Annotated in this window: 23 protein-coding genes and 2 tRNA genes; 5 read left to right on the top strand and 20 right to left on the bottom strand. The window is 69.8% G+C overall.

All coding sequences use genetic code 11. The features are described from left to right. Window positions 1-4 precede the first annotated feature (4 nt). Window positions 5-1,879 (bottom strand): ferrous iron transporter B, encoded by a 1,875-nt coding sequence (gene feoB / locus I8E28_RS10635; RefSeq protein ID WP_200787994.1) that lies wholly within the window; start codon window positions 1,877-1,879, stop codon window positions 5-7. Next, the gene (locus tag I8E28_RS10630) at window positions 1,876-2,199 is read right to left on the bottom strand and encodes a FeoA family protein (protein ID WP_200787993.1); all 324 of its coding nucleotides are present in this window, start codon (window positions 2,197-2,199) and stop codon (window positions 1,876-1,878) included. Before I8E28_RS10630 ends, feoB begins: the two co-directional genes overlap by 4 nt. Before the next feature lie 113 nt (window positions 2,200-2,312). On the opposite strand from I8E28_RS10630, the gene I8E28_RS10625 reads away from it, so the two are divergent. Next, a complete protein-coding gene (locus I8E28_RS10625) occupies window positions 2,313-2,555 on the top strand; it encodes a (2Fe-2S)-binding protein (protein WP_200787992.1) in 243 nt (80 codons plus the stop codon). Window positions 2,556-2,605: 50 nt separating this feature from the next. Here the strand turns inward: I8E28_RS10625 and I8E28_RS10620 are convergent, their stop codons facing one another. After that, the gene (locus I8E28_RS10620; protein ID WP_200787991.1) at window positions 2,606-3,013 is read right to left on the bottom strand and encodes a GlcG/HbpS family heme-binding protein; all 408 of its coding nucleotides are present in this window, start codon (window positions 3,011-3,013) and stop codon (window positions 2,606-2,608) included. Window positions 3,014-3,118: 105 nt separating this feature from the next. On the opposite strand from I8E28_RS10620, the gene I8E28_RS10615 reads away from it, so the two are divergent. After that, window positions 3,119-3,808 (top strand): Bax inhibitor-1 family protein, encoded by a 690-nt coding sequence (locus I8E28_RS10615; RefSeq protein ID WP_200787989.1) that lies wholly within the window; start codon window positions 3,119-3,121, stop codon window positions 3,806-3,808. A gap of 50 nt (window positions 3,809-3,858) precedes the next feature. On the opposite strand, the gene rlmD is transcribed toward I8E28_RS10615, so the two are convergent. From rlmD to surE, 6 genes are read right to left on the bottom strand one after another with little or no spacing between them, the layout of a single operon-like run. Continuing rightward, the gene (rlmD, locus tag I8E28_RS10610; RefSeq protein ID WP_200787987.1) at window positions 3,859-5,244 is read right to left on the bottom strand and encodes a 23S rRNA (uracil(1939)-C(5))-methyltransferase RlmD; all 1,386 of its coding nucleotides are present in this window, start codon (window positions 5,242-5,244) and stop codon (window positions 3,859-3,861) included. Window positions 5,245-5,275: 31 nt separating this feature from the next. Then, window positions 5,276-6,061, bottom strand: coding sequence for a 3'-5' exonuclease (locus tag I8E28_RS10605; RefSeq protein ID WP_200787986.1), 786 nt, complete (start codon window positions 6,059-6,061; stop codon window positions 5,276-5,278). Between the two features lie 17 nt (window positions 6,062-6,078). Further along, the gene (rpoS, locus tag I8E28_RS10600; RefSeq protein ID WP_200787985.1) at window positions 6,079-7,074 is read right to left on the bottom strand and encodes an RNA polymerase sigma factor RpoS; all 996 of its coding nucleotides are present in this window, start codon (window positions 7,072-7,074) and stop codon (window positions 6,079-6,081) included. A 4-nt stretch (window positions 7,075-7,078) separates the two neighbouring features. Then, window positions 7,079-7,960 (bottom strand): peptidoglycan DD-metalloendopeptidase family protein, encoded by an 882-nt coding sequence (locus I8E28_RS10595; protein ID WP_200790366.1) that lies wholly within the window; start codon window positions 7,958-7,960, stop codon window positions 7,079-7,081. Between the two features lie 22 nt (window positions 7,961-7,982). After that, window positions 7,983-8,750, bottom strand: a complete 768-nt coding sequence (locus I8E28_RS10590; RefSeq protein ID WP_338050768.1) for a protein-L-isoaspartate(D-aspartate) O-methyltransferase — start codon at window positions 8,748-8,750, stop codon at window positions 7,983-7,985. After that, complete coding sequence (gene surE, locus I8E28_RS10585; protein ID WP_200787983.1) at window positions 8,747-9,511, bottom strand: 5'/3'-nucleotidase SurE; 765 nt, start codon at window positions 9,509-9,511, stop codon at window positions 8,747-8,749. The genes I8E28_RS10590 and surE overlap by 4 nt, the downstream gene beginning before the upstream one ends. 105 nt (window positions 9,512-9,616) lie before the next feature. On the opposite strand from surE, the gene I8E28_RS10580 reads away from it, so the two are divergent. After that, entirely contained in the window at window positions 9,617-10,597 is a 981-nt protein-coding gene (locus I8E28_RS10580; protein WP_200787982.1) for an NADPH:quinone oxidoreductase family protein, read from the top strand. A gap of 58 nt (window positions 10,598-10,655) precedes the next feature. On the opposite strand, the gene I8E28_RS10575 is transcribed toward I8E28_RS10580, so the two are convergent. The 6 genes from I8E28_RS10575 to I8E28_RS10550 all read right to left on the bottom strand — a co-directional run bounded on the left by I8E28_RS10575 (window position 10,656) and on the right by I8E28_RS10550 (window position 15,300). Continuing rightward, window positions 10,656-10,731 (bottom strand) — tRNA-His (locus tag I8E28_RS10575). A gap of 45 nt (window positions 10,732-10,776) precedes the next feature. Beyond that, window positions 10,777-12,678 carry a SurA N-terminal domain-containing protein gene (locus tag I8E28_RS10570; protein ID WP_200787981.1) on the bottom strand — a complete coding sequence of 634 codons (1,902 nt, stop codon included), beginning with the start codon at window positions 12,676-12,678 and terminating at the stop codon, window positions 10,777-10,779. Window positions 12,679-12,749: 71 nt separating this feature from the next. Next, a tRNA-Val gene (locus I8E28_RS10565) sits at window positions 12,750-12,825 on the bottom strand. 13 nt (window positions 12,826-12,838) lie between these two features. Next, a complete protein-coding gene (locus tag I8E28_RS10560) occupies window positions 12,839-13,111 on the bottom strand; it encodes an HU family DNA-binding protein (protein WP_200787980.1) in 273 nt (90 codons plus the stop codon). A gap of 222 nt (window positions 13,112-13,333) precedes the next feature. Continuing rightward, window positions 13,334-14,419, bottom strand: a complete 1,086-nt coding sequence (locus tag I8E28_RS10555) for a tartrate dehydrogenase (RefSeq protein ID WP_200787979.1) — start codon at window positions 14,417-14,419, stop codon at window positions 13,334-13,336. Then, window positions 14,416-15,300, bottom strand: a complete 885-nt coding sequence (locus tag I8E28_RS10550; protein ID WP_200787978.1) for an alpha/beta fold hydrolase — start codon at window positions 15,298-15,300, stop codon at window positions 14,416-14,418. Before I8E28_RS10550 ends, I8E28_RS10555 begins: the two co-directional genes overlap by 4 nt. 75 nt (window positions 15,301-15,375) lie before the next feature. On the opposite strand from I8E28_RS10550, the gene I8E28_RS10545 reads away from it, so the two are divergent. Continuing rightward, window positions 15,376-16,344, top strand: a complete 969-nt coding sequence (locus tag I8E28_RS10545) for a LysR substrate-binding domain-containing protein (RefSeq protein WP_200787977.1) — start codon at window positions 15,376-15,378, stop codon at window positions 16,342-16,344. Here the strand turns inward: I8E28_RS10545 and I8E28_RS10540 are convergent. Genes I8E28_RS10540 through uvrC form a run of 4 tightly spaced genes read right to left on the bottom strand, consistent with a single transcriptional unit; the run spans window position 16,295 to window position 20,376 of the window. Next, window positions 16,295-17,191, bottom strand: coding sequence for a DMT family transporter (locus I8E28_RS10540; RefSeq protein ID WP_200790365.1), 897 nt, complete (start codon window positions 17,189-17,191; stop codon window positions 16,295-16,297). The two genes, I8E28_RS10545 and I8E28_RS10540, sit on opposite strands and share 50 nt — an antisense overlap. 11 nt (window positions 17,192-17,202) lie before the next feature. Further along, entirely contained in the window at window positions 17,203-17,769 is a 567-nt protein-coding gene (gene pgsA, locus I8E28_RS10535; RefSeq protein WP_200787976.1) for a CDP-diacylglycerol--glycerol-3-phosphate 3-phosphatidyltransferase, read from the bottom strand. 35 nt (window positions 17,770-17,804) lie between these two features. Next, entirely contained in the window at window positions 17,805-18,260 is a 456-nt protein-coding gene (locus I8E28_RS10530; protein ID WP_338050767.1) for a hypothetical protein, read from the bottom strand. After that, on the bottom strand, window positions 18,247-20,376 hold the full coding sequence (uvrC, locus tag I8E28_RS10525; protein WP_200787975.1) for an excinuclease ABC subunit UvrC: 2,130 nt from the start codon (window positions 20,374-20,376) through the stop codon (window positions 18,247-18,249). The genes I8E28_RS10530 and uvrC overlap by 14 nt, the downstream gene beginning before the upstream one ends. Here uvrC and earP point away from each other — a divergent pair. After that, window positions 20,375-21,436, top strand: coding sequence for an elongation factor P maturation arginine rhamnosyltransferase EarP (gene earP, locus I8E28_RS10520; RefSeq protein ID WP_239027216.1), 1,062 nt, complete (start codon window positions 20,375-20,377; stop codon window positions 21,434-21,436). The two genes, uvrC and earP, sit on opposite strands and share 2 nt — an antisense overlap. On the opposite strand, the gene I8E28_RS10515 is transcribed toward earP, so the two are convergent. After that, window positions 21,433-23,052, bottom strand: coding sequence for a phosphoethanolamine transferase (locus I8E28_RS10515; protein ID WP_200787974.1), 1,620 nt, complete (start codon window positions 23,050-23,052; stop codon window positions 21,433-21,435). The genes earP and I8E28_RS10515 overlap by 4 nt on opposite strands. Window positions 23,053-23,131 lie beyond the last annotated feature (79 nt).

The raw sequence follows: 23,131 nt of genomic DNA, 5'->3' as shown, positions 1-23,131 counted from the left end.
ACGTCTAGCCCCAGCCGAGCGCCAGCGCGATGCGGTACGTGGCGAACGACGCCACGTACGCCAGCGCGAACAGGTAGCCGGCCATCACCAGCGCCCACTTCCAGCCACCGGTCTCGCGCTTGACGGTGGCCAGCGTCGACAGGCACTGCGGCGCGAACACGTACCAGGCCAGCAGCGACAGCGCTGTCGCCAGGCTCCAGCTCTGCGCGATGATCGGCCCGAGCGCCTGCGCCGCGTTGTCCTTCACCCCCGACAGCGCGTAGACCGTCCCGAGGGAACTGACCGCCACCTCGCGCGCCGCCAGGCCCGGCACGAGCGCGATGCTGATCTGCCAGTTGAAGCCGATCGGCGCCAGCAGCACCGCGAGGCCCTTGCCCAGCATCCCGGCGAAGCTGTATTCGATCGCAGGGCGCGTTGCGTCCGCAGGCGCACCCGGGAACGTCGCCAGCACCCACAGCGCGATCGTCAGCACCAGGATGATCCCGCCGACGCGGCGCAGGAAGATCACCGCGCGTTGCCACAGCCCGAGCGCCACGTTGCGCCAGTGCGGCCAGTGGTACGTGGGCAGCTCCATCATCAGCGGGCGCGGCAGGCCCTTGGCCGTGGTGCGCTTGAGGATCCACGCGACGGCCAGCGAACCGACGATGCCGGCGACGTAGAGCACGAACAGCACCAGCCCCTGCAGTTCGATGCCGGCACCGATATCGCGATGCGGGATGAACGCGCCGATCAGCAGCGCGTACACCGGCAGCCGCGCCGAGCAGGTCATCATCGGCGCGATCATGATCGTCACGAGGCGGTCGCGCGGGTTCGAGATCGTGCGCGTCGCCATGATCCCCGGGATGGCGCACGCGAAGCTCGAAAGCAGCGGGATGAACGAGCGGCCGGACAGCCCCACCCCGCCCATCAACCGATCCAGCAGGAACGCGGCGCGCGGCAAGTAGCCCGATTCCTCGAGCACGAGGATGAAGAAGAACAGGATCAGGATCTGCGGCAGGAACACCAGCACGCCGCCGACGCCGGCGACAAGACCGTCCACCAGGAAGCTGCGGAGCAATCCGTCCGGCAGTGCCGCGGTGATGCCGTCGCTGATCCATCCGGCCGCGCCCTCGATGACGCCTTTCGGCACCTCGGCCCACGCGAACACCGCCTGGAACACGAGGAACAGCAGCACGGCCAGCAGCACGGGCCCGAGCACCGGATGCAACACGACGCGATCGATTCGGTCGCTGGCCAGATGGGGCGCGGCGGTGTCGAGCCCGAGCCGCTCGAGGATGCCGCGCACCACTTCGTGATCGGGCACGTCGTCGTTGCGTGCGACGGGGGCCGCCGCTTGTGTCCACACCTCGGGGCGCTCGAGCAAGTCGCGCAGCGCTGCGTCGCCGTTGCCCTCCACGGCCACCGTCGTGACGACGGGAACGCCCAGCTCACGCGACAGCGCCTGCGCATCGATGCGCAGCCCGCGCTGCGCCGCCAGGTCCGCCATGTTCAGCGCGACCACGCAGGGCAGCCCCATGCGCTGCACGCCCAGCACCAGCCGCAGGCTGCGGCGCAGGTTGGTGGCGTCGAGCACGCAGACGACGAGGTCCGGGCGCTTCTCGCCTTGCGCCGTGCCCAGGAGCACGTCGCACGTGATGCGCTCGTCGGGCGAGCGCGGATGCAGGCTGTAGGTGCCGGGCAGGTCCAGCACGCGCACGGTCTTGCCCGACGCGAGGGCCAGGCGGCCCTCCTTGCGCTCGATGGTGACGCCGGCGTAGTTCGCGACCTTCTGGCTGCTGCCGGTGAGGCGGTTGAACAGCGCCGTCTTGCCGGCGTTGGGGTTGCCCACCAGCGCCGCCAGGCGCCCCGGCGGGTGCAGGTGGATGACGGCTTCCTTCATCCCGCTGCCGCGCGGGGCACCGGCTCGATGCGCACGCAGGCGGCCTCGGCCCGGCGCAGGGCGAAGGTGGACAGGCCGATGCGTACGGCCAGCGGGTCGCCGCCCGGCAAGCCGCGCGCCATCACGGTCACGTGCTCACCGGGAAAGAAACCGATCTCCTCCAGCTGGCGGGCGCGCTCGGGCACGGCCGGGTCGTGATCGACGTGCCGCACCCGGAACGGCACGCCCGGGGGCGCGCCGTCCAGCCGCTGGGCGAGCTCAGCGGCTACAGGCGCGGCATCGGCCTGCAGCGCCGGGGAAAGGACGGTGTCGACGGTCATTGGTCAGGTGGCCCGGAGGGATTTGACGCAATTATAGATTGCCAATGCGAGCGATTCGCATTTATACTGAGTGCCGCCTCGCCCAACGCCACCATCCACCTGAGCCGTTCCCGATGATCGTCTGTGTCTGCCGCCGCATCTCCGACCGCGAGATCACCCGCCATGCGAAGGCCGGCATGACCTTCGACGACATCCAGTTCGAGCTCGGCGTGGCGACGCAGTGCGGCCAGTGCGAAGGCTGCGCGCGCGACATCGTCAACCAGTGCAGTGCCACCTTCCCGGTGGCCGCCCTGCGCGGCCAGCAGGACCGCTCGGACCTGCCCGGATGGAATTCCTCGTCCTCCTGCTCGGCCTGAGCGCGGGCGTCGTCCTGGTCGCCGCGCGCTGGGTGCTGCGCGGCTGAGCCTCAGAGCCCGATCGCGGCGATGCCCGCCCGCGCGATCTGCGCGTCTTCCGTCGACTTCACGCCGCTGACCCCCACCGCGCCCAGGCACTGCCCATCCTTGAGGACCGGCACGCCGCCTTCCAGCAGGCCTTCGAGGCCCGGGGCGCTCAGGAACGAGACGCGGCCGCCGTTGACCATCTCCTCGTAGAGCCGGCTCTCGCGGCGGCCAACCGCCGCGGTGCGCGCCTTCGCCGGCGCGATCTGCGCGGAGATCGGGGCTGCGCCGTCCAGGCGCTGCAACCACAGCAAGTGGCCGCCGTCGTCGACGATGGCGATGGACACCGCCCACTGGTGCTTCAGGGCTTCCGCTTCCGCGGCGGCAGCGATGGCCTTGACATCGGCCAGTTCGAGCGCAGGTTTGCTTTTCATGCCGCGAGCATAAACGCCGCGCAACGCAAGGACATGCGCTTCCGCGCACTGGGAACCAACCTAGAATCGTTCCGTCTAACTCGGCACCTTGGAAGGAGCTTTCGTATGAACGAGCAAGTGGTGATCGACAGCCGTGGGTATGCGATCGGTTCGTCGCAGGAACGCCATCGCGTCCTGCGCAACACCTACTGGCTGCTCGCCCTGAGCCTGGTGCCCACCGTGCTCGGCGCCTGGCTGGGCCTGGCGACCGGCCTGACCCGCGGCCTGACCGGCGGGCTCGGTCTGATCGTGTTCCTGGGCGGCGCGTTCGGCTTCATGTTCGCGATCGAGAAGACCAAGAACTCCGCGGCAGGCATCGGCGTGCTGCTGGGCTTCACCTTCTTCATGGGCCTGATGCTCTCGCGCCTGCTTGCGGTCATCCTGGGCCTGAAGGACGGCGGCACGATCGTGATGACTGCCTTCGGCGGCACCGCGGCCATCTTCTTCGCGATGGCGACGATGGCGACGTTCATCAAGCGCGACCTGTCGGGCTTCGGCAAGTTCCTGTTCGTCGGCGCGCTGGCGCTGGTGGTCGGCTCGATCATCAACGTGTTCGTCGGCTCGACGACCGGCATGCTGGTGATCAGCGTGATGGCCATCGGCATCTTCAGCGGCTTCATGGTCTACGACGTCAAGCGCATCCTCGACGGCGGCGAGACGAACTACATCACCGCCACGCTGGCGCTGTACCTGGACGCGTTCAACGTGTTCCAGAGCCTGCTGGCCATCCTCGGCCTGGGCAGCAGCAACGATTGACCCGTCAATCCCGGATCGCAAACAGGGCCCCTCGGGGCCCTGTTTTCATTTCAGCGGTCGAACACCGCGATGCTCTCGACGTGCGCGGTGTGCGGGAACATGTTCACCACGCCCGCGGCCGAGCACCGGTAGCCACCCTGGTGCACCAGCAGGCCCGCATCGCGCGCGAGCGTCGCGGGATTGCAGCTCACGTAGACGATGCGCCGCGGTGGCGTCCATCCCGGCGCCAGCTGCGGGTCCTGGTGCAGGTCGGCGATGGCCTTGGCCAGCGCGAACGCGCCCTCGCGCGGCGGGTCGACCAGCCAGCGGTCGGCGATGCCGTCGGCGACCAGCTGCTGGGGCGTGATCTCGAACAGGTTGCGCGCCACGAACGTGGTCGGTGCGAGCGCACGCCGCTGGGCATTGCCCGCCCAGTTCTCGCGCGAGCGCGCGACGAGCGCTTCGCTGCCCTCGATGCCCAGCACTTCGCGCGCCTGCGTCGCCAGCGGCAGCGTGAAGTTGCCGAGGCCGCAGAACCAGTCGATCACGCGATCTTCCGGCTGCACATCCAGCAGCCGCAGCGCGCGGCCGACCAGCGTGCGGTTGATGTGCGGATTGACCTGCGTGAAGTCCGTCGGCCTGAACGGCATCACGAGCCCGAACTCCTGCAGCGCATAGGCCAGCTGGCGCGGGTCCGCTTCGTCGAGCAGGTGCACCGTGTCGGGCCCCTTCGGCTGCAGCCACCACTGCACAGCCGGATGTTCGCGCTGGAAGACCCGCAGCTTGTCGACATCGGGCGCGCTGAGCGGCTCCAGGTGGCGCAGCACCAGCGCGATCACGTCGTCGCCGCAAGCCAGCTCGATCTGCGGGCAGGTCTCGATCGCCTCCATCGACCCGATCAGGTCCCGCAGCGGCAGCAGCAGGTCGCTCACCTCCTGGGGCACCACGTGGCATTCGCGGATGTCGGCGACATAGCGGCTCTTGCGTTCGTGGAAGCCGACCAGCACCACGCCCTTCTTGCGCACGTGCCGCACGGAAAAGCGCGCACGCCAGCGGTAGTTCCAGTCGGGGCCCTGGATCGGCCGCAGCACGAGGTCGGGCTTGACCTTGCCCAGGTGCCACAGGTTGTCCTCCAGCACCCGTTGCTTGATCGCGACCTGCGCCGCCGGGTGCAGGTGCTGCATCTTGCAGCCGCCGCACGCGCCCTCGTGCAGGCCGAAATGCGGGCAGCGGGGCTTGACCCGCTGCGACGATTCGCGGTGGACGGCGACGAGCGCCCCCTGCTCCCAGTTGTTCTTGCGCCGCGTGACCTGCACGCTGACGGTTTCGCCTGGCAGCGCGCCGTCGATGAACACCACCTTGCCGTCCGGCCGGCGCGCCACGCCCTGGGCCTCGATGTCCAGCGCGTCCACGGCGAGCGGCCCCTCGACGGGGGCCGATGCAGTCTTGTCTCTCATTGCCCCGATTGTCTCAGGGCGCGCGAAGGTCTCAGGCCCAGGCGTCGAGGTACTCGCGCCAGTGCGGCTCGTCGGCCGCGAGCCCGCCCAGCGTCTGCCGCACGAAGGCGATCTCCTGCTCGTACTCGGCCTCGGTCAGCCCGGCACGCATCTTCTGGAAGCGGCAGTACAGCAGGTACGTGTTCATCACGTCGGTCTCGCAGTACCGGCGGATGTCCTCCAGCTCGCCGCGCTGGAACGCCGGCCAGACCTGGCTGCCGTCCATGCCCAGCTTGCCGGGGAAGCCACACAGCTTGGCCATCGCATCGAGCGGCGCGTTGGCGCGCGGCTGGTACATCGCCAGCAGGTCCATCAGGTCCAGGTGCCGCATGTGGTACCGGCCGATGTAGTTGTTCCACTTGAACTCGCGGTCGTCGTCGCCGAGGTCCCAGTACTTGTCGGCGACCACGCCGTGCCGCAGGCCGCGGTAGTGCAGCACCGGCAGGTCGAAGCCGCCGCCGTTCCAGCTGACCAGCTGCGGCACGTGCTTCTCGATGCTGTTGAAGAAGGATTGCACGATGCGCCCTTCGCTCGCGTTGTCGCGATCGACGAACGAGTGCACGCGCAGGCCTTCGCTGCTGCGGAACACGCAGCTGATCACCAGGATGCGCTGCAGGTACAGCGGCAGGAACTCCGACTGCCCCGCGGCCTTGCGCTCGTCCGCCCAGGCGGCGTAGACCTGGTCGTCGGGGAGGTCCGCGGGCATGCCGCGCGTGGCGCGCAGCCCCGCGACGTCAGGGATGCTTTCGATGTCGAAGACGAGCACGGGCCAGGCCATGCGGCGACTCTAGCCGATCAGAACAGCGCGCCGCGATCGATGCCGCGCCGGGTCATCTGCCGGCGCAGCTTGAGCAAGGCCTCGTTCTGGATCTGTCGCACCCGTTCGCGCGTCAGGCCCAGGCGCTCGCTCAGCACCTCCAGCGTCTCCGGCTCGCGGTCGTGCAGGCCGAAGCGGCCTTCGAGGATCTCGCGCTCGCGGTCCGACAGCGCGTCGACCCAGGTGGCCAGCAGCCGTTCGACCTCGTGGTGGTGCGTGATGCCGGTCGGATCCGCCGCCTGGTCGTCCGGCAGCGAGTCGGCCAGCGTGCGCTCGTCGTCGCCGCGATCCATCGAGGCGTCCAGCGACCGCGGCGCCTCGGCCAGCGCCAGCAGGTCGCTGACCTCCTGCACGTCGCGGCCGAGCAGCGCGGCGACGTCTTCCACCCGCACCGACTCGCCACGGGTGCCGCCGCGGGCCGCCTGGAACGCCGGGTCGTTCTCGAGCAACCGGCGCGCCCGCAGCACCTGCTGCAGTTCGCGCACGACGTGCACCGGCAACCGGATGACGCGGCCCTGGTTCATGACCGCGCGCTCGACGGACTGGCGGATCCACCAGGTCGCATACGTCGAGAACCGGAAGCCGCGCTCCGGTTCGAACTTGCCGATCGCGTGCATCAGGCCGAGGTTGCCCTCCTCGATCAGGTCCGACAGCGGCACGCCGCGCCCCATGTAGGCCTTGGCAATGCTCACGACCAGCCGCAGGTTGTGCTCGATCATCGACTGGCGCGCGGCGAAATCGCCCGCGCGGGCGCGGGTGGCGGTCTCGAATTCCTCCTGCGCCGTGAAGAGTTCTGTGCGGCGGATCTCGCGCAGGTACAGGGTGAGCGCGTCGGTGGTGTCGCCGTCGCCGGCCCAGGTGGCGGGCCCGTTCGGCTCGGTACTGCCGTTGCCGTTGGGCACGGGCGGCGGGTCGCCCTGCTCCAGCGCTGCCGGCGGCGGCGTCGGACTGCGTCCTTCGCGCCGGCGTGCCACAGCCCTACCTCGCCGCCAGGTACTTCGCCGGGTCGACCGGCTTGCCAAGACGGCGGATCTCGAAGTGCAGCTTCACGCGGTCGGCGTCGCTCGATCCCATCTCCGCGATCTTCTGCCCTTTGCGCACGGATTGGTCTTCCTTGACCAGCAACGTCTGGTTGTGCGCGTAAGCAGTGAGGTAGGTGTTGTTGTGCTTCAGGATGATGAGGTTGCCGTAGCCGCGCAGCCCGGCGCCCGCGTACACGACGCGCCCATCGGCAGCAGCCAGCACCGGGTCGCCTGCCTTGCCGGCGATGTCCAGGCCCTTGTTCTTCACCTCGTCGAAGCCACCGACGACCGAGTTGTTGCCCGGCGCGGGCCAGCCCCACGGAATGTCGTCGTCGGGCGTGAGGGCGGGCTGGGCGGCGACGGGCGCCGGTGCCGCAGCCACGGTGCTGGCGGTGGAGCGCGGCGCACTGGCGGCGGAGGCCGGCGGCAAGGCGGAGCTTGCGGCGCTCGCAGGCGGCACCGCGGTGGCGGCGACGACCGGTTGCGTCACCGGCCGTGTCGCGACGGTTTCGGACGCGGGCGGCTGCACGCGCAGGACCTGCCCCACCTCGATGACGTTCGGGTTGTCGAGCGAATTCCAGCGCACGACGTCGCGCCAGTTCTGGCCATGCTCGAGCGAGATGCGGATCAGCGTGTCGCCGCGCTGCACGGTGTAGTAGCCCGGCTTGCCCGCGTTCTCGGCGCCCGGCAACGGGCGCACGGGGTCGGCAACGACGGCGGCGGGCGCGCGCGCATTGTTGCTGCGGTCCTCCACCGGCGCCGGGGTGCGCGTCTTCGACGCACAGCCGGCGAGCAGCAGCATCGCCAGTCCCAGTGCGGCTCCCCGGCCCCCAAGCATGCGCATCATCGTTGTCGTTCCTTTAGGCGATGCCCGATTTTAGGGGGACGAACTGGACGGTCTCGAGCACGGTCTGCCGCAGCTCGCGCGGCGTCTTCTCCAGCACCACCAGCACCTGCCGGCCACCGGCCATGGACGTCGGCGCCACGATGCGCCCGCCGATGGCGAGCTGCTCGATCCAGGCCGCGGGCACGGCATCGCCACCGGCGGCCGCGATGATGCCGGCGTACGGGGCGCCCTTCGCGAACCCCTGCATGCCATCGCCGAACAGCAGGTGCACGTTGGCCAGGCGCAGAGGCCGCAGGTTGGCGCGCGCTTTCTCGTGCAGGCCACGCAGGCGTTCGATGCTGTACACCTCCGAAGCCACCTGCGCGAGCACGGCGGCCTGGTAGCCGCACCCGGTACCCACTTCGAGCACGCGCCCGAGGCGCCCCTGCGGCGTGCCGGCGAGCAGCAGTTCCACCATGCGCGCGACGACGCTCGGCTTGGAAATGGTCTGACCCAGCCCGATCGGCAGGCTGGTGTCTTCGTAGGCCTGGTTGACCAGCGCGCTGTCGACGAAACCGTGCCGATCGACGCTGCCCATCGCGCCAAGCACGCGCGCGTCTGCGATGCCTTCGGCCGCGAGCCGTTCGACCATGCGTGCACGCACAGCGTGCGACTCCATGCCGACGCCACGCACGGGCGCCATCGGCGCGGGCCTGGCTGCCTTCGCTGCGGGAGCCGCGGGCTTGCTGCCCGCCGCCGGCGGCAACGCGCCTCGCGCGGGAAATCCGGGCCGGCCGCTCACGAGCGCGCCCCGAAGCGGCCGACGCGCCCGGCCCAGTCCTGCAGCGCGTCGTGGTCCGTCAGGTCCACCTTCAGCGGCGTCACCGAGATGCGGCCCTGCGTGGTCGCATGGAAGTCGGTGCCCTGCGCATCGTCCTTGGCCGGACCGGCGCCGCCGATCCAGTACATCTTCATGCCGTGCGGGCTCTCCTGCGCGATGACCTGCTCGGCCGCGTGCCGGCGTCCGAGCCGGCAGACCTCGAAAGGACCGAGTTCTTCCAGCGGCCGGTTGGGGATGTTCACGTTCAGCAGGAACGGATGCTCGGGATCGAGCCCCTGCGCGATCACCTGCTGCACCAACTCGCGCGCGCGCTGCGCGGCGGCGTCGAGGTGCGCCCATCCCTTCTGCACTTGCGAGAACGCGATCGCAGGGATGCCGAACAGGTAGCCCTCCATCGCCGCGCCGACGGTGCCGGAATAGATGGTGTCGTCGCCCATGTTGGCGCCGTTGTTGATGCCGCTGACGACGAGGTCCGGCCGGTAGCCGAGCACGCCGGTCAGCGCGACGTGCACGCAGTCCGCGGGCGTGCCGTTGACGTAGCGCACGCCATCCGGGCCGTCGTACAGGTACAGCGGCTGGTGCAGCGTCAGCGCGTTGGATTTCGCGCTGTTGTTGTGTTCGGGGGCGACCACGACGACCTCGCCGAGGTCGCGCAGCGCGTGGTGCAGGGCCAGCAGGCCGGGCGCCTGGTAGCCGTCGTCGTTGGAAAGCAGGATCTTCATGCGGCGCGGGGCTGCGGCATTGTAGGCGGCCGGTCGCCGCAGGGACATCGGCGCCCTCGGCACGCGTCCTATGATCGCCGCAGCTTCCAAGAAGGAGACGACAGCATGCATGCCTGGCTCTGCGAGAACCCCGTCGGCGTCGACGCGTTGCAGTGGAAGGACCTTCCCACGCCCGAGCCCAAGGCCGGCGAAGTGCGCATCGGCATCCAGGCGGCCAGCCTCAACTTCCCCGACCTGCTGATCGTCCAGAACAAGTACCAGCACAAGCCGCCCCTGCCCTTCGTGCCCGGATCCGAATACGCTGGCGTCGTCGAAGCGGTGGGCGAAGGCGTCACGCACCTGAAAGTCGGGCAGAACGTCGCCTGCCTCTCGGGCACCGGCGGCTTCGGCACGCACACGGTTGCGCCGGCGCACCTGTGCATGCCCCTGCCTTTCGGCTTCCCGTTCACGGACGCTGCGGCGTTCATCATGACCTACGCCACCTCGCACCATGCGCTGGTCGACCGCGCGCAGCTGAAGGCCGGCGAGACGGTGCTGGTGCTGGGCGCGGCTGGTGGCGTCGGCACCGCCGCGATCCAGATTGCGAAGGCCGCGGGCGCACGCGTCATCGCGGCGGCGTCGAGCGAGGACAAGCTCGCGCTGTGCCGCTCCATCGGCGCCGATGCCACCATCAACTACACCGAAGGCAACCTGCGCGACGCCATCAAGGCTGCGACCGACGGCAAGGGACCGGACGTGGTCTACGACCCCGTGGGCGGCGAGTACGCGGAGCCGGTGTTCCGCTCCATCGCCTGGCGCGGCCGCTACCTCGTCGTCGGCTTCGCGGCCGGCGGCGCGATTCCCGCGTTGCCCATGAACCTGCCGCTGCTCAAGGGCGCGTCGCTGGTCGGCGTGTTCTGGGGCGATTTCTCGCGCCGCGAACCCAAAGCGAACGCGGCGATGATGGCCGAGCTGGCCGGCTGGTACGCACAAGGCAAGGTGAAGCCGGTGATCGACCGCGTGCTGCCGATGGCCCAGCTGAAGGATGCCTATGCGCTCATGGGCTCGCGCGGCGTGAAGGGCAAGCTGGTGCTGGTGAACGGCTGAGGCGCTGTTCAGGCAAAGAAAAAGGCCGGTGCATGCACCGGCCTTTTCGTTCAGATCCTGGGGTGGCTGATGGGACTCGAACCCACGACGACCAGAATCACAATCTGGGACTCTACCAACTGAGCTACAGCCACCGTCGAAGCGCGTGATTATAGCCGGGGCAAGCGCCCCGGCCGGGCTCAGCGGCTCGCCTGCTGCGATTCGCCGTCGGCAGGCTTCGGCACCAGGATCTGCGTCTTGAAGCGATCCTTGAGCACGTTGTAGTAGGCCAGCGCCTCCGCGCCACTCCACGCACCCGCGTACTGCGCCACTTCCTGCTGCGCCAGGGCGGGTTCGGGCTTGGCGCGCGGCAGCACCTGCGTGACCTTCACCACCGCGTAGCCCGCGGTGCCGAGATCAACGCCGGCGAAGGCGTTCGTCTCGGTGCGCAGTGCGGCTTCGATGATGTCGCGCGGCTGCTTGCCCGGCTCGGCGCGCGAGACGACGACCTTGTCGGACAGGCCCGTCGCCGCGGACGGATTGGCCTTCCACGCGGCCAGCTTGTCCATGCCGTCCTTCTTCGCCATGTCGGCGGCGCGCGCAGCGACCAGGCGCTGCCGCACGTTGTCCTGCACCTCCGCCAGCGGCAGCGTGCGCGCGGCGCTGTACTCGACGATGCGCGCCGACACGAGCTGGCCGGTCGCCGTCTCCACCGCGTCGGTGTTGCGCTTCTTCTCGATGCTGTCCGGCGTGAAGACCGCGGCGAGCAGCTTCGGGTTGGCGACCGGGCCGGTCGAGCCGGGCGCCGGATTGCGTTGCACCGTGGCCGTCCTGACGTCGACCTTGAAGCGCTCTGCCACGGACTTGTAGCCGTCGGTGGCTTCGTACACGGCGTTCTGGAAATCGGACGCGGTCTCGGAGAACTTGCGCTGCGCCTGCTCCTTGCGCAGGCGCGCCTCGAGCTCCGGGCGCACCTGCTCGTAGGTCGGCGCGCGCACGTCGGTGAGCTTGATGATGTGGAAGCCGAACTCGGACTCCACCGGGCCGCGGATCTCGCCCTTCTGCATCGCGAAGGCGGCGTCCGAGAACGACTTGACCATCGCCTTGCGGTTGAACCAGTCGAGCGAACCGCCGTTGGGGGCGGAGCCCGGGTCCTGCGAATTCTTCTTCGCGACGTCGGCGAAGGTGTCCGGCGCCTTCTTCACCTGCTCGAACAGTTCCTGCGCGCGCGCACGGGCCTTGTCCTTCTCGGCGGCCGGCGCGCCCTGCGGCACGGCGACGAGGATGTGGCTGGCCTGCCGCTCCTCCATCTCGGGCTTGTTCTGCTCGTAGTACGCCTTGAGGTCCTGCTCGTTGACCGCGAGCGAGCGGCGCAGCGCGTCCTGGTCCAGCACGACGTATTCGATCTTCGCCTGCTCGGGCGCCTGGAACAGGCCCTGGTTGTCCTTGTAGAACGCCTCGATGTCCGCCGGCGTCGGGGTCACCTTGGCGGCGTAGTCGGCGGCGTTGAACTGCGCGACCTGGATCTCGCGCTTGCCATAGAAGGCGGACAGCGCCACGTCGGCGGGCGCGGATGCGGCGGGCGCGCTGGCCTGCACCGGCAGCAGCACCTGGCGCTTGGCGAGGTCGACGCGCATCTGCTCCTCGAACATCTGCGGCGACATGCCTTGCGCCGCGAGCAGCTGCTTGTAGCGGTCCATGTCCAGCTTGCCGTCCGGGCCGCGCAGCGTGGCGATGACCTCGTTGGACGCGAGCTCGCGCGCCAGGCGCTGGTCGCTCGTGGACAGGTGGTCCTTCGCCGCGGCGGCGGCCAGCACGCGATCGCGCACCATGCGCTCCAGCGTGGCGTACTTCGCCTGCGGCGTGTCGAACAGGCGGACGTCGACGGTGGGCATCTGCTGGCGGATGCGATCGACCTCGCGGCGGTGCTCGTTGTCCCAGTCGGCCTGGGTGATCTCGCTGCCGTCGACCTTCGCGACGGCCGGGCCGCCGCGGCTCGCGCTGTTGTACCGCTCCACGCCGAACAGCACGAACGACGGGACGATCAGCAGGAACAGCAGCACCTGCATGATCTTGTTGTGCTTGCGGACGAATTCAAACATGCGCGACTCTCGGTACGTGGGACTCTGGGGGCCCGGAAAACGAAAAAGGCGAACTGCCGTTCGCCTTCGCTTGGTGGGTGCTGACGGGATCGAACCGCCGACCTACGCCTTGTAAGGGCGCCGCTCTACCAGCTGAGCTAAGCACCCCTCATGACCGCCTTCAGTTCAGCGCGTCCTTGAGCGCCTTGCCAGGACGGAACTTGGGCACCTTGGCAGCCTTGATTTTAATCTGCTGGCCGGTGCGGGGATTGCGGCCGCTGCGGGCGGCGCGCTTGCCGACGGCGAAGGTGCCGAATCCGACGAGCGAGACGGAGCCGCCCTTCTTCAGCGTCGTCTTGACGGCGCCGATCATGGATTCGAGCGCGCGCGTCGCCGCCGCCTTGGAGATGTCGGCGTGCTTCGCGATGTGCTCAATCAGTTCGGTTTTGTTCACAGGAGCCCCTCTTGGACGAAAAGTCAGGAAACAGGTCGTCTTCCCAGAAAATTTTGTCTCCCACCCCGGCGAGCCGCAGGCCTGCCGGGAGGGGAGACGTTCTTGCGCGGCACTGAGGCCACTGTCGCCGATTAGAGCCAGCGCCCCCGGGCGTGTCAATAAGGCTCGCAGGTTTACAACAGGGCCGCGGCCACTTATGTCACGCGCATTGCGAGCGCGTGCTCACAGTGCTTCGGCGATCGCCTTGCCGAGGTCCGCGGTCGAATCCTTGCCGCCGATGTCCGGCGTGCGCGGCGCACCGGACTTGGGATCGAGCACCGTCTCGATTGCGCGCAGCACCGCGTCGTGCGCGTCCTTGTGCCCCAGGAACTCCAGCATCATCGCGCCGCACCAGATCTGGCCGATCGGGTTGGCGATCTTCTTGCCGTAGATGTCCGGCGCGGAGCCGTGCACCGGCTCGAACAGCGACGGGAACTTGCGATCCGGATTGAGGTTGGCGCTCGGCGCGATGCCGATCGTGCCCGTGCACGCAGGACCGAGGTCGCTCAGGATGTCGCCGAACAGGTTGCTCGCGACGACGACGTCGAAGAAATCCGGCCGCTGCACGAAGTGCGCGGTGAGGATGTCGATGTGGAACTTGTCCTGCTTCACGTCCGGGTAGGCCTTGGCCATCTCCGCGACGCGCTCGTCCCAGTACGGCATGGTGATCGCGATGCCGTTGGACTTGGTCGCGCTGGTCAGGTGCTTCTTCGGCCGCGTCTTCGCCAGCTCGAACGCGAACTTCAGCACGCGGTCGACGCCGTGGCGGGTCATGATGGTTTCCTGCATCACCATCTCGCGCGGCGTGCCCGGGAACATGCGGCCGCCGACCATCGAGTACTCGCCCTCGGTGTTCTCGCGCACGATGTACATGTCGATCTCGCCGGGCTGGCGCGGGCTGCCGTCGCGGCGCACCACGGGGCACGTGATGCCGGGCATCAGCCTCGCAGGCCGCAGGTTGACGTACTGGTCGAACTCGCGGCGGAACAGCACCAGCGATCCCCACAGCGACACGTGGTCGGCCACCTTCTCGGGCCAGCCCACGGCGCCGAAGAAGATGGCGTCGTGGCCGCCGATGCGGTCTTTCCAGTCGTCCGGCATGTACTTGCCGTGCTTCTCGCAGTAGTCCCACGACGCGAAGTCGAAATGGTCGAACTGCAGGTCGATGCCGAACTTGCGCGCGGCGGCGTCCACCACGCGCACGCCCTCGGGCATGACTTCCTTGCCGATGCCGTCGCCGGCGATGACTGCGATGCGTTTCTTGCTCATGGGGTGCTCCTGAAGAACCGGAAGGCTTCGTCGAGGAGCAGTTCGGGCGCTTCCTCGGCGATGTAGTGGCCGCAGGGCAGGCTGCGGCCGGTGAAATCGGTGGCGGCCTCGCGCCAGAGTGCGGGCACGTCGAAACAACGTCCCACCGCGCCGTGCTCGCCCCAGAGCACGCGCAGCGGCTGCACGACGCGGCGGCCCGCGTCCACGTCCGCCTGGTCGTGCACGAGATCGATGCCGGCGCTGGCGCGGTAGTCGGCGCAGATGGAGTCCGCGGTGCTTGGGATGTCCGCGCAGCGCTCGTACTCCGCGAGCGCGCGCGGGTCGAACGCTGCGAGGCCCGCGTGCCGCGCGCCCATGACCGAGCGCACGTAGCGCGCGCCGTCGGCCGCGATCAGCGCCTCCGGCAGCGGCGGGGGCTGGATGAGGAAGAACCAGTGCCAGTACGCGCGGGCGAACGCTTCGCCGGTGCCGCGGTACATGGCCAGCGTGGGCGCGATGTCCAGCAGCAGCAGGCGCTCGACGGCGGCGGCATGGTCCAGCGCAAGGCGGTGCGCGACGCGCGCGCCGCGGTCATGCGCGAGCACCTGGAAGCGGTCGTGCCCGAGCGTGCGCATGACGTGCAGCGCATCGAGCGCCATCTCGCGCTTCGCATAGGCGGCGCTGCCCTCGCCCGCCGGGGGGCGGCCCGAATCGCCATAGCCGCGCAGGTCCATGGCGACCACCGTGAAGCGCTCCGCCAGTTGCGGTGCCACGCAGTGCCACATGGCATGTGTCTGCGGATGGCCGTGCAGCAACAGGAGCGCCGTGCCTTCCCCCGCGACACGCACGCGCAGCGGCACCGTGTCGCGTTCGATCTGCAGGGTCCGGAAGCCATCGAGCATGCGGACGATTGTGGCAGCCGCGCAGGGCAGCACCAAGCAATAATCCGGCAAGCGATTCTTTCCTGATTGGCAGCAATGCAAGCCCGGCTCGACCGTCCCGATCTCGAACTGCTGCTGGCGATCCGCCAGCATGGCAGCCTCGCGGGCGCGGCAGCCGCGGCCGGCGTGGTGCCGTCGGTGATCACCAGGCGCCTCGCGGCGCTGGAAGCACGGCTGGGCCTGAAGCTGTTCCAGCGCACCACGCGGCGCGTCGTGCCCACGGCCGACGGCGAAGCGCTGTGCGACCGCGCGGCCGGCCTGCTGGGCGGCTTCGAAGCGGTGGAAGCCGAACTGCAGGAACGCCACCGCGAGCCGGTCGGCGGCATCCGCCTGGCGGCCACGTTCGGTTTCGGGCGCATGTGGCTCGGGCCCGCCCTCGCGGACTTCCAGCAGAAACATCCACACCTCGAGCTGCAACTGCAGCTCACCGAGCAGTTGCCCGACCTCGCCGTGGAGGGGTACGACGGCGCGGTGTGGCTGTGGTCGGTCCGGGGGCAGCGGGCGACCGAGTGGACGTCGCGCCGCCTCGCGCGCAACCAGCGGGTGCTCGCCGCCGCGCCCGAGTACCTGCGCGCCCGCGGCGTCCCGTCGTCCCCGCAGGACCTGGCGGCGCACGAGTGCCTGGTCGCGCGCGAGAACGAGCAGTTCGACGTCTGGCGGCTGCAGCGCGAACGCGATCGCAGCGAAGTGCGCGTGCGGGTCGGCGGGCGGCTCTCCAGCAACTCGGGCGAGCTGGTGCGCGATTGGTGCCTGGGCGGCCGCGGTGTCATGCTGCGCAGCCTGTGGGACATCGCCGGCGACCTCGCGCGCGGCGACCTGGTGCGGGTGCTGCCCGGCTACGCGATGGTGGATGCGGACGTGCACTGGCTGGCGCCGCACAGCCCGACGACGCCGCGGCGCATCCGCCTGCTGGTGGATTTCCTCGCCGAACGCTTCCGCGCCGAGCCCTGGCGGCTCAGGGCCGGGGCGACGCCCGCACCACCAGGCCCACGCCCACGGCGGTGAGCGCGACGCCGGCCACGATCAGCGGCGTGATCGCCTCGCCGAACAGCGCCCAGGCCATCACCGCGGTGGTCGGCGGCACGAGGTACATCAGGCTGGTGACGGTGGTCGCCGCCCCGCGCTGGATCAGCATGTACAGCAGCGAACTGCCGCCCAGCGTCAGTCCGAGCACCGACCAGCCCATCGCCCCCAGCAACTCGTGGTTCCAGCCCTGCGGGCCGGTCCACTGCATGCCTTCGGTCTCCAGCAGCGCGAGCGGCGCCGTCACGGCGAACGCCGCTGCAAGTTGCACGAGGTTGGCCGTGCGCACGTCGCACGGCTGGACGAAGCGCTTCTGGTACAGCGTGCCGGCCGTGATGGCCAGCAGCGCGACGAGAGCAAGCGACAGGTTCTGCGGATGCACCTCGCCGAACCCGAGCTTCTGCCAGACCACCAGCAGCAGCCCCGCCAAGCCGAGAGCGAGGCCACCCCACTGGCGCGAGGACACTGCGTGGCCTCGCAATGAAATCCAGATGGCGGTCAGCACCGGCTGCAGGCTCACGAGCAGCGCCGCGAGCCCCGCACCCATGCCGTCCTTCACCGCGGCCCAGACACCGCCCAGGTAACCCGCATGCATCAACACGCCCGTGACGGCGAGATGGCCGACCTGGGCGCGGCTGCGTGGCCAGGCTGCTCGCGCCAGCGCCGCCCACGCGAGGAAGCAGAGCACGGACAGGAGGTAGCGCACCGCGAGGAACTTCATCGGCGGCGAATGCGGCATGCCGTAGCGCGCCACGATGAAGCCGGTGCTCCAGATCAGCACGAACACGGCGGGCATGGCGCGCACCAGCGCGTCCTCGCGGTCCTGCATGGGGGCTGCGCTCACCGCACGCGCTTCCGGATTTCCGGCAGCGCCTTGCGCAGGTAATAGACCATCGACCAGACGGTGAGGATGGCCGCGGCCCAGATCAGCCACTGCCCCCACAGGCGCGTGTCGATGGCGCCGAACAGCACGCCATCGAACAGCAGGAAGGGAATGGCGACCATCTGCACGGTCGTCTTCACCTTGCCCAGCATGTGCACGGCGACGCTGCGCGAGGCGCCGATCTGCGCCATCCACTCGCGCAGGGCGGAGATCGCGATTTCGCGGCCGATGATGATCAGCGCCACGAACACGTGGGCCCTGCCCAGGTGCACCAGCACCAGCAGCGAGGCGCAGACGAGGAACTTGTCCGCGACCGGGTCGAGGAAGGCGCCGAAGGACGAGGTCTGGTTGAGCTTGCGTGCCAGGAAGCCGTCCAGCCAGTCGGTCAACGCGAACGCGACGAACATCACGGTGGCCACCAGGTTCTGCACCGGCAGCGGCAGCCCCAGGTAGAACACGCCGACGATCAGCGGGATCGCGACGATGCGGGTCCAGGTGAGGATCGTCGGGATCGTGAAGAACATGCGGCCATTCTCACATGGCCGAGTTGCCGCAGGGCTTACGGCGCCTCGGCCAGCGTGCGCAGCTGGAACTTCAGCTGCTCGTTGTAGAGGAAGGTCTCGTTGAACTGCCACGGCTGCGGCAGGTGCGCGACCGGCTCGAACGGTGCGGCGCGGCGGATCGCGCGCCGCGCCAGCTCCAGCGTCTCGGGCGACTGCCGCGGCACCCGCAGCGTAACGATGTCCTTGATGCTGCCGTCGCGGTTCAACTTGACCTGCAGCACCGGGATCGACTGCAGCGGATCCGGCAGCGGCCCGCTGAACGTCTCGGCCGCGTTGGCCGCGTGGATGCGGCGCGCGGCGCGCAGCTTGTACTCGTCCCAGGTCCGCGCCACGCCGGTCGGGCGCGCCGTGGTGCCGGCGACGTTCGCCGGCTGCACGGGGGCCGACGGCGGCGTGCCGCAGGCGGCAAGCAGGGTGGCCCAGGCGGAAGCCAGCAGCCTAGTGAAGCGCACGGTAGATCTCCTCCGCGAGGTCGCGGCCGATGCCTTCGACCGCCGCGATGTCGTCGACGCCGGCCGACGCGACGCCGCGCAGGCCGCCGAAGCGTTGCAACAGGCGCGCGCGCTTCTTCGCGCCCACGCCGGGAATGTCCTCCAGCTTGCTGCCGCCCACGCGCACCTTCGCGCGCCGCGCCCGCATGCCGGTGATGGCGAAGCGGTGCGCCTCGTCGCGGATCTGGGCGACCAGCATCAGCGCCGCCGAGTCCTTGCCCAGGTAGACCTTGGCGCGGCCGTCGGCAAACACCAGTTCCTCCAGGCCGACGCGGCGTCCCTCGCCCTTCTCGACGCCGACGATCACCGACAGGTCCAGGCCCAGTTCGGCGAACACCTCGCGCGCCATGCTCACCTGGCCACGCCCGCCATCGACCAGCACCAGGTCGGGCAGGCGCGTGGCGCCGCCCCGCGACGACTTCTTCTTCGGCGCCCCGGATTCCTGCGCTGCTGCCACGGCTGCAGCGGTCGCCGTCGTGTCCTGCGCCGCGGCTTCGACGGCCACTTCCTGTTCGGCGGCCTGTTCCTGCTCGGTCGCGACGTCCTGTCCGGCGGGTTCCTGCGCCGCCGGCGGCGACGCATCCGGCGAATCGCGGCCCGCTTCCGCCAGCCGCGCATAGCGGCGCATCAACACCTGCCGCATCGCCGCGTAGTCGTCGCCGGGCGTGATGCCCTCGATGTTGTAGCGGCGGTACTCGCCGTTCTGCATCCGGTGGTGGTGGTACACGACGCACGAGGCCTGCGTCGCCTCGCCGGCGGTGTGCGAGATGTCGAAGCACTCGACGCGGAACTGGTCCAGGTCGTCCGGCGCGAGGTCGAGCGCATCGACCAGCGCGCGCGTGCGGGCCTGCTGCGAACCCTCCTCGGCCAGCAGGCGCGCGAGCTGGATGGACGCGTTCTTCTGCGCCATCTCCAGCCACAGCCGGCGCTGCTCGCGCGGCGCGTGCACGGCGGTGACCTTGACGCCGGTCTGCTCGGACAGCGCCTCGACGAGCTCGCGCGACACCGGCACGCTGGTGATCAGGGACGGCGGCACCGGCACGCCGATGTAGTGCTGGGCGATGAACGCCTCCAGCACCTGCACCTCGACGGGCTGCGCGGGCACCGCGTCCTCGGCGTCGTCGAACTGCTGCAGCGCGGCGGCGTCCTCGACATGCGACGGAAAGTACGGCCGGTCACCCAGGTGGCGCCCGCCGCGCACCATCGCCAGGTTGACGCACGCCTTGCCGCCCTGCACCTGCACGGCGAGGACGTCGGCGTCGCGGTCCGAGCCGGTGTCCACCGACTGCTGGTGCAGCACCTTGGACAGCGCGCCCATCTGGTTGCGCAGCTCGGCGGCCTGCTCGAATTCGAGCCTCTCGGCGTGCGCGAGCATCCGCTGCTCCAGCTGCGACAGCACGGCCTGCGTCTCGCCGCGCAGGAACGCCTCGGCGTTGCGCACGTCCTGCTGGTAATCCTCGGGCGTGACGAGGTTCACGCACGGACCCGAGCACCGCTTGATCTGGTACAGCAGGCAGGGCCGCGTGCGGTTGGCGAACACCGTGTCCTCGCAGGTGCGCAGGCGGAACACCTTCTGCAGCAGCTGGATCGATTCCTTCACCGCCCACGCGCTCGGGTACGGCCCGAAGTAGCGGTGCTTGCGGTCGACCGAGCCGCGGTAGTACGCCACCCGCGGGAACACGGCCGCGCTGTGCGCCCCGTGGCCGCCGTCGTCGAAGCCGACCTTGTCCGGCGCGCCGTGGATCTTCAGGTAGGGGTAGCTCTTGTCGTCGCGGAACAGGATGTTGAACCGCGGGTCGAGCGCCTTGATCAGGTTGTTCTCGAGCAGCAGCGCCTCGGCTTCCGAGCGCACCACGGTCGTTTCCATTCGCGCGATGCGGCTGATCATGTGGCCGATGCGCGTGCCGCCGTGGTTCTTCTGGAAGTAGCTCGAGACGCGCTTCTTGAGGTTGCGCGCCTTGCCGACGTACAGCACCGTGCCTTCGGCGTCGTAGTAGCGGTACACGCCCGGCAGCTGCGGCAGCGCGGCCACTTCGGCCAGCAGCTGCTCGGAATGCACGGGACGGTCGGACGGCATGGTTGCGTATTATCCCGGCGCGATGCGCTGGGACATCTTCTGCAAGGTCATCGACAACCACGGCGACATCGGCGTGTGCTGGCGGCTGGCCGCGGGCCTCGCGGCCCGCGGCGAGCACGTGCGCCTGTGGGTGGACGACGCGAGCGCGCTGGCCTGGATGGCGCCGCAAGGCGCCCCTGGCGTCGACGTCGGCCACTGGGACGCGGCGCGGGGCGTGGAGCCAGGCGACGTCGTGGTCGAGGCCTTCGGGTGCGATCTCGACGACGCGGTCCAGTCGGCCATTGCCACAGCGGCACGCGAGCGTGGCCGGCAGCCGGACTGGATCAACCTCGAGTACCTCTCGGCGGAGGCCTGGGTCGAGCGCTGCCATGCCCTGCCCTCCCCCGTCCTCGCCGGTCCTGCGCACGGCCTGCAGAAGCGCTTCTTCTATCCTGGCTTCACGACCCGCACGGGCGGCTTGCTGCGCGAGCCGGGCCTGCTCGCACGGCGCGAGCAGTTCGATCGCAGCGCGTGGCTGCGCGCGCGTGGCATCCGCTGGAACGGCGAGAGCCTCGCCAGCCTGTTCTGCTACGAACCGCCCGGGCTGCTGCCCTGGCTGGAGGCTCGGCTCGCGTCGGGCGAGCCCCTGCGGCTGCTCGTCACTTCTGGCCGGGCCGAGCGCGCGATTCGCGCACTGCCGGCCGCCGTCACGTCACGGCTCGACATCGAGTGGCTGCCGCTGCTGCCGCAAGTCGAGTACGACCACCTGCTGTGGGCGTGCGACTTCAACTTCGTGCGCGGCGAGGATTCGGTCGTGCGCGCGTTGTGGGCCGGCCAGCCATTCGCCTGGCACATCTACCCCCAGGACGACGACGCGCACCGGGCCAAGCTGGACGCTTTCCTGGACCGCATCGAAGCGCCGGCCTCGTTGCGCGCGCTGCATGCAGCGTGGAATTTCGGCGCCGCAGGCGCCGATGCGTGGGACCTGCCGGCGTGGCGGCACTCGGTTGGCGCCGCACGTGACGCCATGGCGCAGCAGGACGACCTCGCGACGCAACTGCTCGCGTTCGTGCGCCGCTAGGGCGCCGCGCGGCAGGGCCGGAACAGGTCCATGCCCGCTTCGTAGACCGATGTCTGCACGTCCATCAGCCCCAGCACCGAATGGAACAGGTTGTCGTGGCTGGCCGGCAGCGCCGCGCGTGCGCGGAGGCACTGCACGTCCAGCTTCGTCGAGGTCGCGAGCGCCGGCGACAACCACGCCACCATGGGCACCTTCTTCTGCACGTCCGGCGCGATCGCGTACGGCACGCCGTGCAGGTAGAGACCGGACTCGCCCAGCGATTCGCCATGGTCCGACACGTACAGCAGCCCGGTGTCGAACCGCTGCTGCGCCGCGAGGAAGTCGATGACGCGACCTAGCACGTGGTCGGTGTAGAGGATCGTGTTGTCGTAGGCGTTGACGATCTCGGCCTGCGAGCAGCGGCGCAGCTCGTCCTGCTCGCACGCGGGCTGGAAGCGCTTGGACGCCGGCGGGTAGCGGCGGAAGTACGACGGCCCGTGGCTGCCCAGCTGGTGCAACACGAGCACCAGGCTGCCCTGCGCCGAGTCCAGGCGCTGCTGCAGGCCATGCAGCAGCGATTCGTCCAGGCAGCCACCCGCAGGGCAGGCCACGCCCGGCAACTGGTCGACCTGCTCGACCGGCAGCCCCTGGCAGACGCCCTTGCAACCGGACTGGTTGTCGCGCCACAGCACCGGCACGCCCGCGTGCTTCAACACGTGCAGCAGCGATTCGTGCGTCGCGATCTTGTCCTCGTCGTAGTGCCGGCGGCCGTAGGCCGAGAACATGCACGGCAAGGACACCTCGGTGGACGTCCCGCAGGCCGTGACGTCGGTGAAGGGGATGACGCCGCGGCGCGCCAACTCCGGCGTCGTGTCGCGTGCGTAGCCGTTGAGGCCGAAGTTCTGCGCGCGCGCGGTTTCGCCGACCACGACCACGAACAGCGTGGGACGGCGCTGTTGCCAGGTCGGCGCCAGGCGCGCGTCGGTGCCGACCGGCACGCTGGCCGGCGGCGCCCGGCCGGAGCCGCTCCACGCCTCCTGCAGCAGCGCGACCACCGCATTGCCCGGCGTGAGCAGGAAACGCATCTGGCGGTCGTTGCGCATCATCGAGGCGAAATCCTGGAACACGGGCAGCATCGCCGCCACCGCGACCACGATGCCGCCGACGATCCACGCAGCCCGGATCGCCACCGCGCGCAGCAGGGGCCGCCGTTGCAACCGTGGCCACCACAGCAGCGCGGCGGGAACGATCCCGAACACCAGCACGTGCAGGATGAAGCCTGGCCCGAGCAGTTCGCGCGCTTCCGACCATTGCGTGGCCAGCACGTTGCGCAGCATGCCGCGGTCGAAGAAGACGCCGTAGCGGTCGATGTAGTACGACAGCGCGGCGCCCGTCACCAGCAGCACCGCGAGCAACGGCCGCACGGTCCAGCGCGCCGCCACCAGTCCGCAGAAGGCCACGTAGGCGGCCGTGAAGGACACCGCCATCGCGGCGGCGAGCGCCCAGGTGCCGGGCAAGGCCCAGTCGCGGCTGCCCAGCGCGGCGTTCCAGAAGGGGCCATTGCAGGCCGCCAGCAGGTACACGGCGGCCAGGAGCACGAGGGTTTCGGTGTGCAGCGTCGGGCGGGCAAGGCGCATTGCGCGGGAGTATCGCCGCAGCTCGTCCGGGCGCCGGCGGCCGAGCCGAAGAAAAAAGGTAAAATGGGCGGCTTTGCGC

The organism is Ramlibacter algicola, assembly GCF_016641735.1.
GTDB classification, from domain to species: domain Bacteria; phylum Pseudomonadota; class Gammaproteobacteria; order Burkholderiales; family Burkholderiaceae_C; genus Ramlibacter; species Ramlibacter algicola.
The sequence above is the reverse complement of the archived record's forward strand: the minus strand, read 5'-3'. Positions and strand labels throughout refer to the sequence as shown.

Excerpts from the sequence above, each read along its gene's own strand:
- feoB (WP_200787994.1), bottom strand. The coding sequence starts at position 1,879 with ATGAAGGAAGCCGTCATCCACCTGCACCCGCCGGGGCGCCTGGCGGCG.
- I8E28_RS10630 (WP_200787993.1), bottom strand. The coding sequence starts at position 2,199 with ATGACCGTCGACACCGTCCTTTCCCCGGCGCTGCAGGCCGATGCCGCG.
- I8E28_RS10625 (WP_200787992.1), top strand. The coding sequence starts at position 2,313 with ATGATCGTCTGTGTCTGCCGCCGCATCTCCGACCGCGAGATCACCCGC.
- I8E28_RS10620 (WP_200787991.1), bottom strand. The coding sequence starts at position 3,013 with ATGAAAAGCAAACCTGCGCTCGAACTGGCCGATGTCAAGGCCATCGCT.
- I8E28_RS10615 (WP_200787989.1), top strand. The coding sequence starts at position 3,119 with ATGAACGAGCAAGTGGTGATCGACAGCCGTGGGTATGCGATCGGTTCG.
- rlmD (WP_200787987.1), bottom strand. The coding sequence starts at position 5,244 with ATGAGAGACAAGACTGCATCGGCCCCCGTCGAGGGGCCGCTCGCCGTG.
- I8E28_RS10605 (WP_200787986.1), bottom strand. The coding sequence starts at position 6,061 with ATGGCCTGGCCCGTGCTCGTCTTCGACATCGAAAGCATCCCTGACGTC.
- I8E28_RS10595 (WP_200790366.1), bottom strand. The coding sequence starts at position 7,960 with ATGCTTGGGGGCCGGGGAGCCGCACTGGGACTGGCGATGCTGCTGCTC.
- surE (WP_200787983.1), bottom strand. The coding sequence starts at position 9,511 with ATGAAGATCCTGCTTTCCAACGACGACGGCTACCAGGCGCCCGGCCTG.
- I8E28_RS10580 (WP_200787982.1), top strand. The coding sequence starts at position 9,617 with ATGCATGCCTGGCTCTGCGAGAACCCCGTCGGCGTCGACGCGTTGCAG.
- I8E28_RS10570 (WP_200787981.1), bottom strand. The coding sequence starts at position 12,678 with ATGTTTGAATTCGTCCGCAAGCACAACAAGATCATGCAGGTGCTGCTG.
- I8E28_RS10555 (WP_200787979.1), bottom strand. The coding sequence starts at position 14,419 with ATGAGCAAGAAACGCATCGCAGTCATCGCCGGCGACGGCATCGGCAAG.
- I8E28_RS10550 (WP_200787978.1), bottom strand. The coding sequence starts at position 15,300 with ATGCTCGATGGCTTCCGGACCCTGCAGATCGAACGCGACACGGTGCCG.
- I8E28_RS10545 (WP_200787977.1), top strand. The coding sequence starts at position 15,376 with ATGCAAGCCCGGCTCGACCGTCCCGATCTCGAACTGCTGCTGGCGATC.
- I8E28_RS10540 (WP_200790365.1), bottom strand. The coding sequence starts at position 17,191 with ATGCAGGACCGCGAGGACGCGCTGGTGCGCGCCATGCCCGCCGTGTTC.
- pgsA (WP_200787976.1), bottom strand. The coding sequence starts at position 17,769 with ATGTTCTTCACGATCCCGACGATCCTCACCTGGACCCGCATCGTCGCG.
- earP (WP_239027216.1), top strand. The coding sequence starts at position 20,375 with ATGGTTGCGTATTATCCCGGCGCGATGCGCTGGGACATCTTCTGCAAG.
- uvrC (WP_200787975.1), bottom strand. The coding sequence starts at position 20,376 with ATGCCGTCCGACCGTCCCGTGCATTCCGAGCAGCTGCTGGCCGAAGTG.
- I8E28_RS10515 (WP_200787974.1), bottom strand. The coding sequence starts at position 23,052 with ATGCGCCTTGCCCGCCCGACGCTGCACACCGAAACCCTCGTGCTCCTG.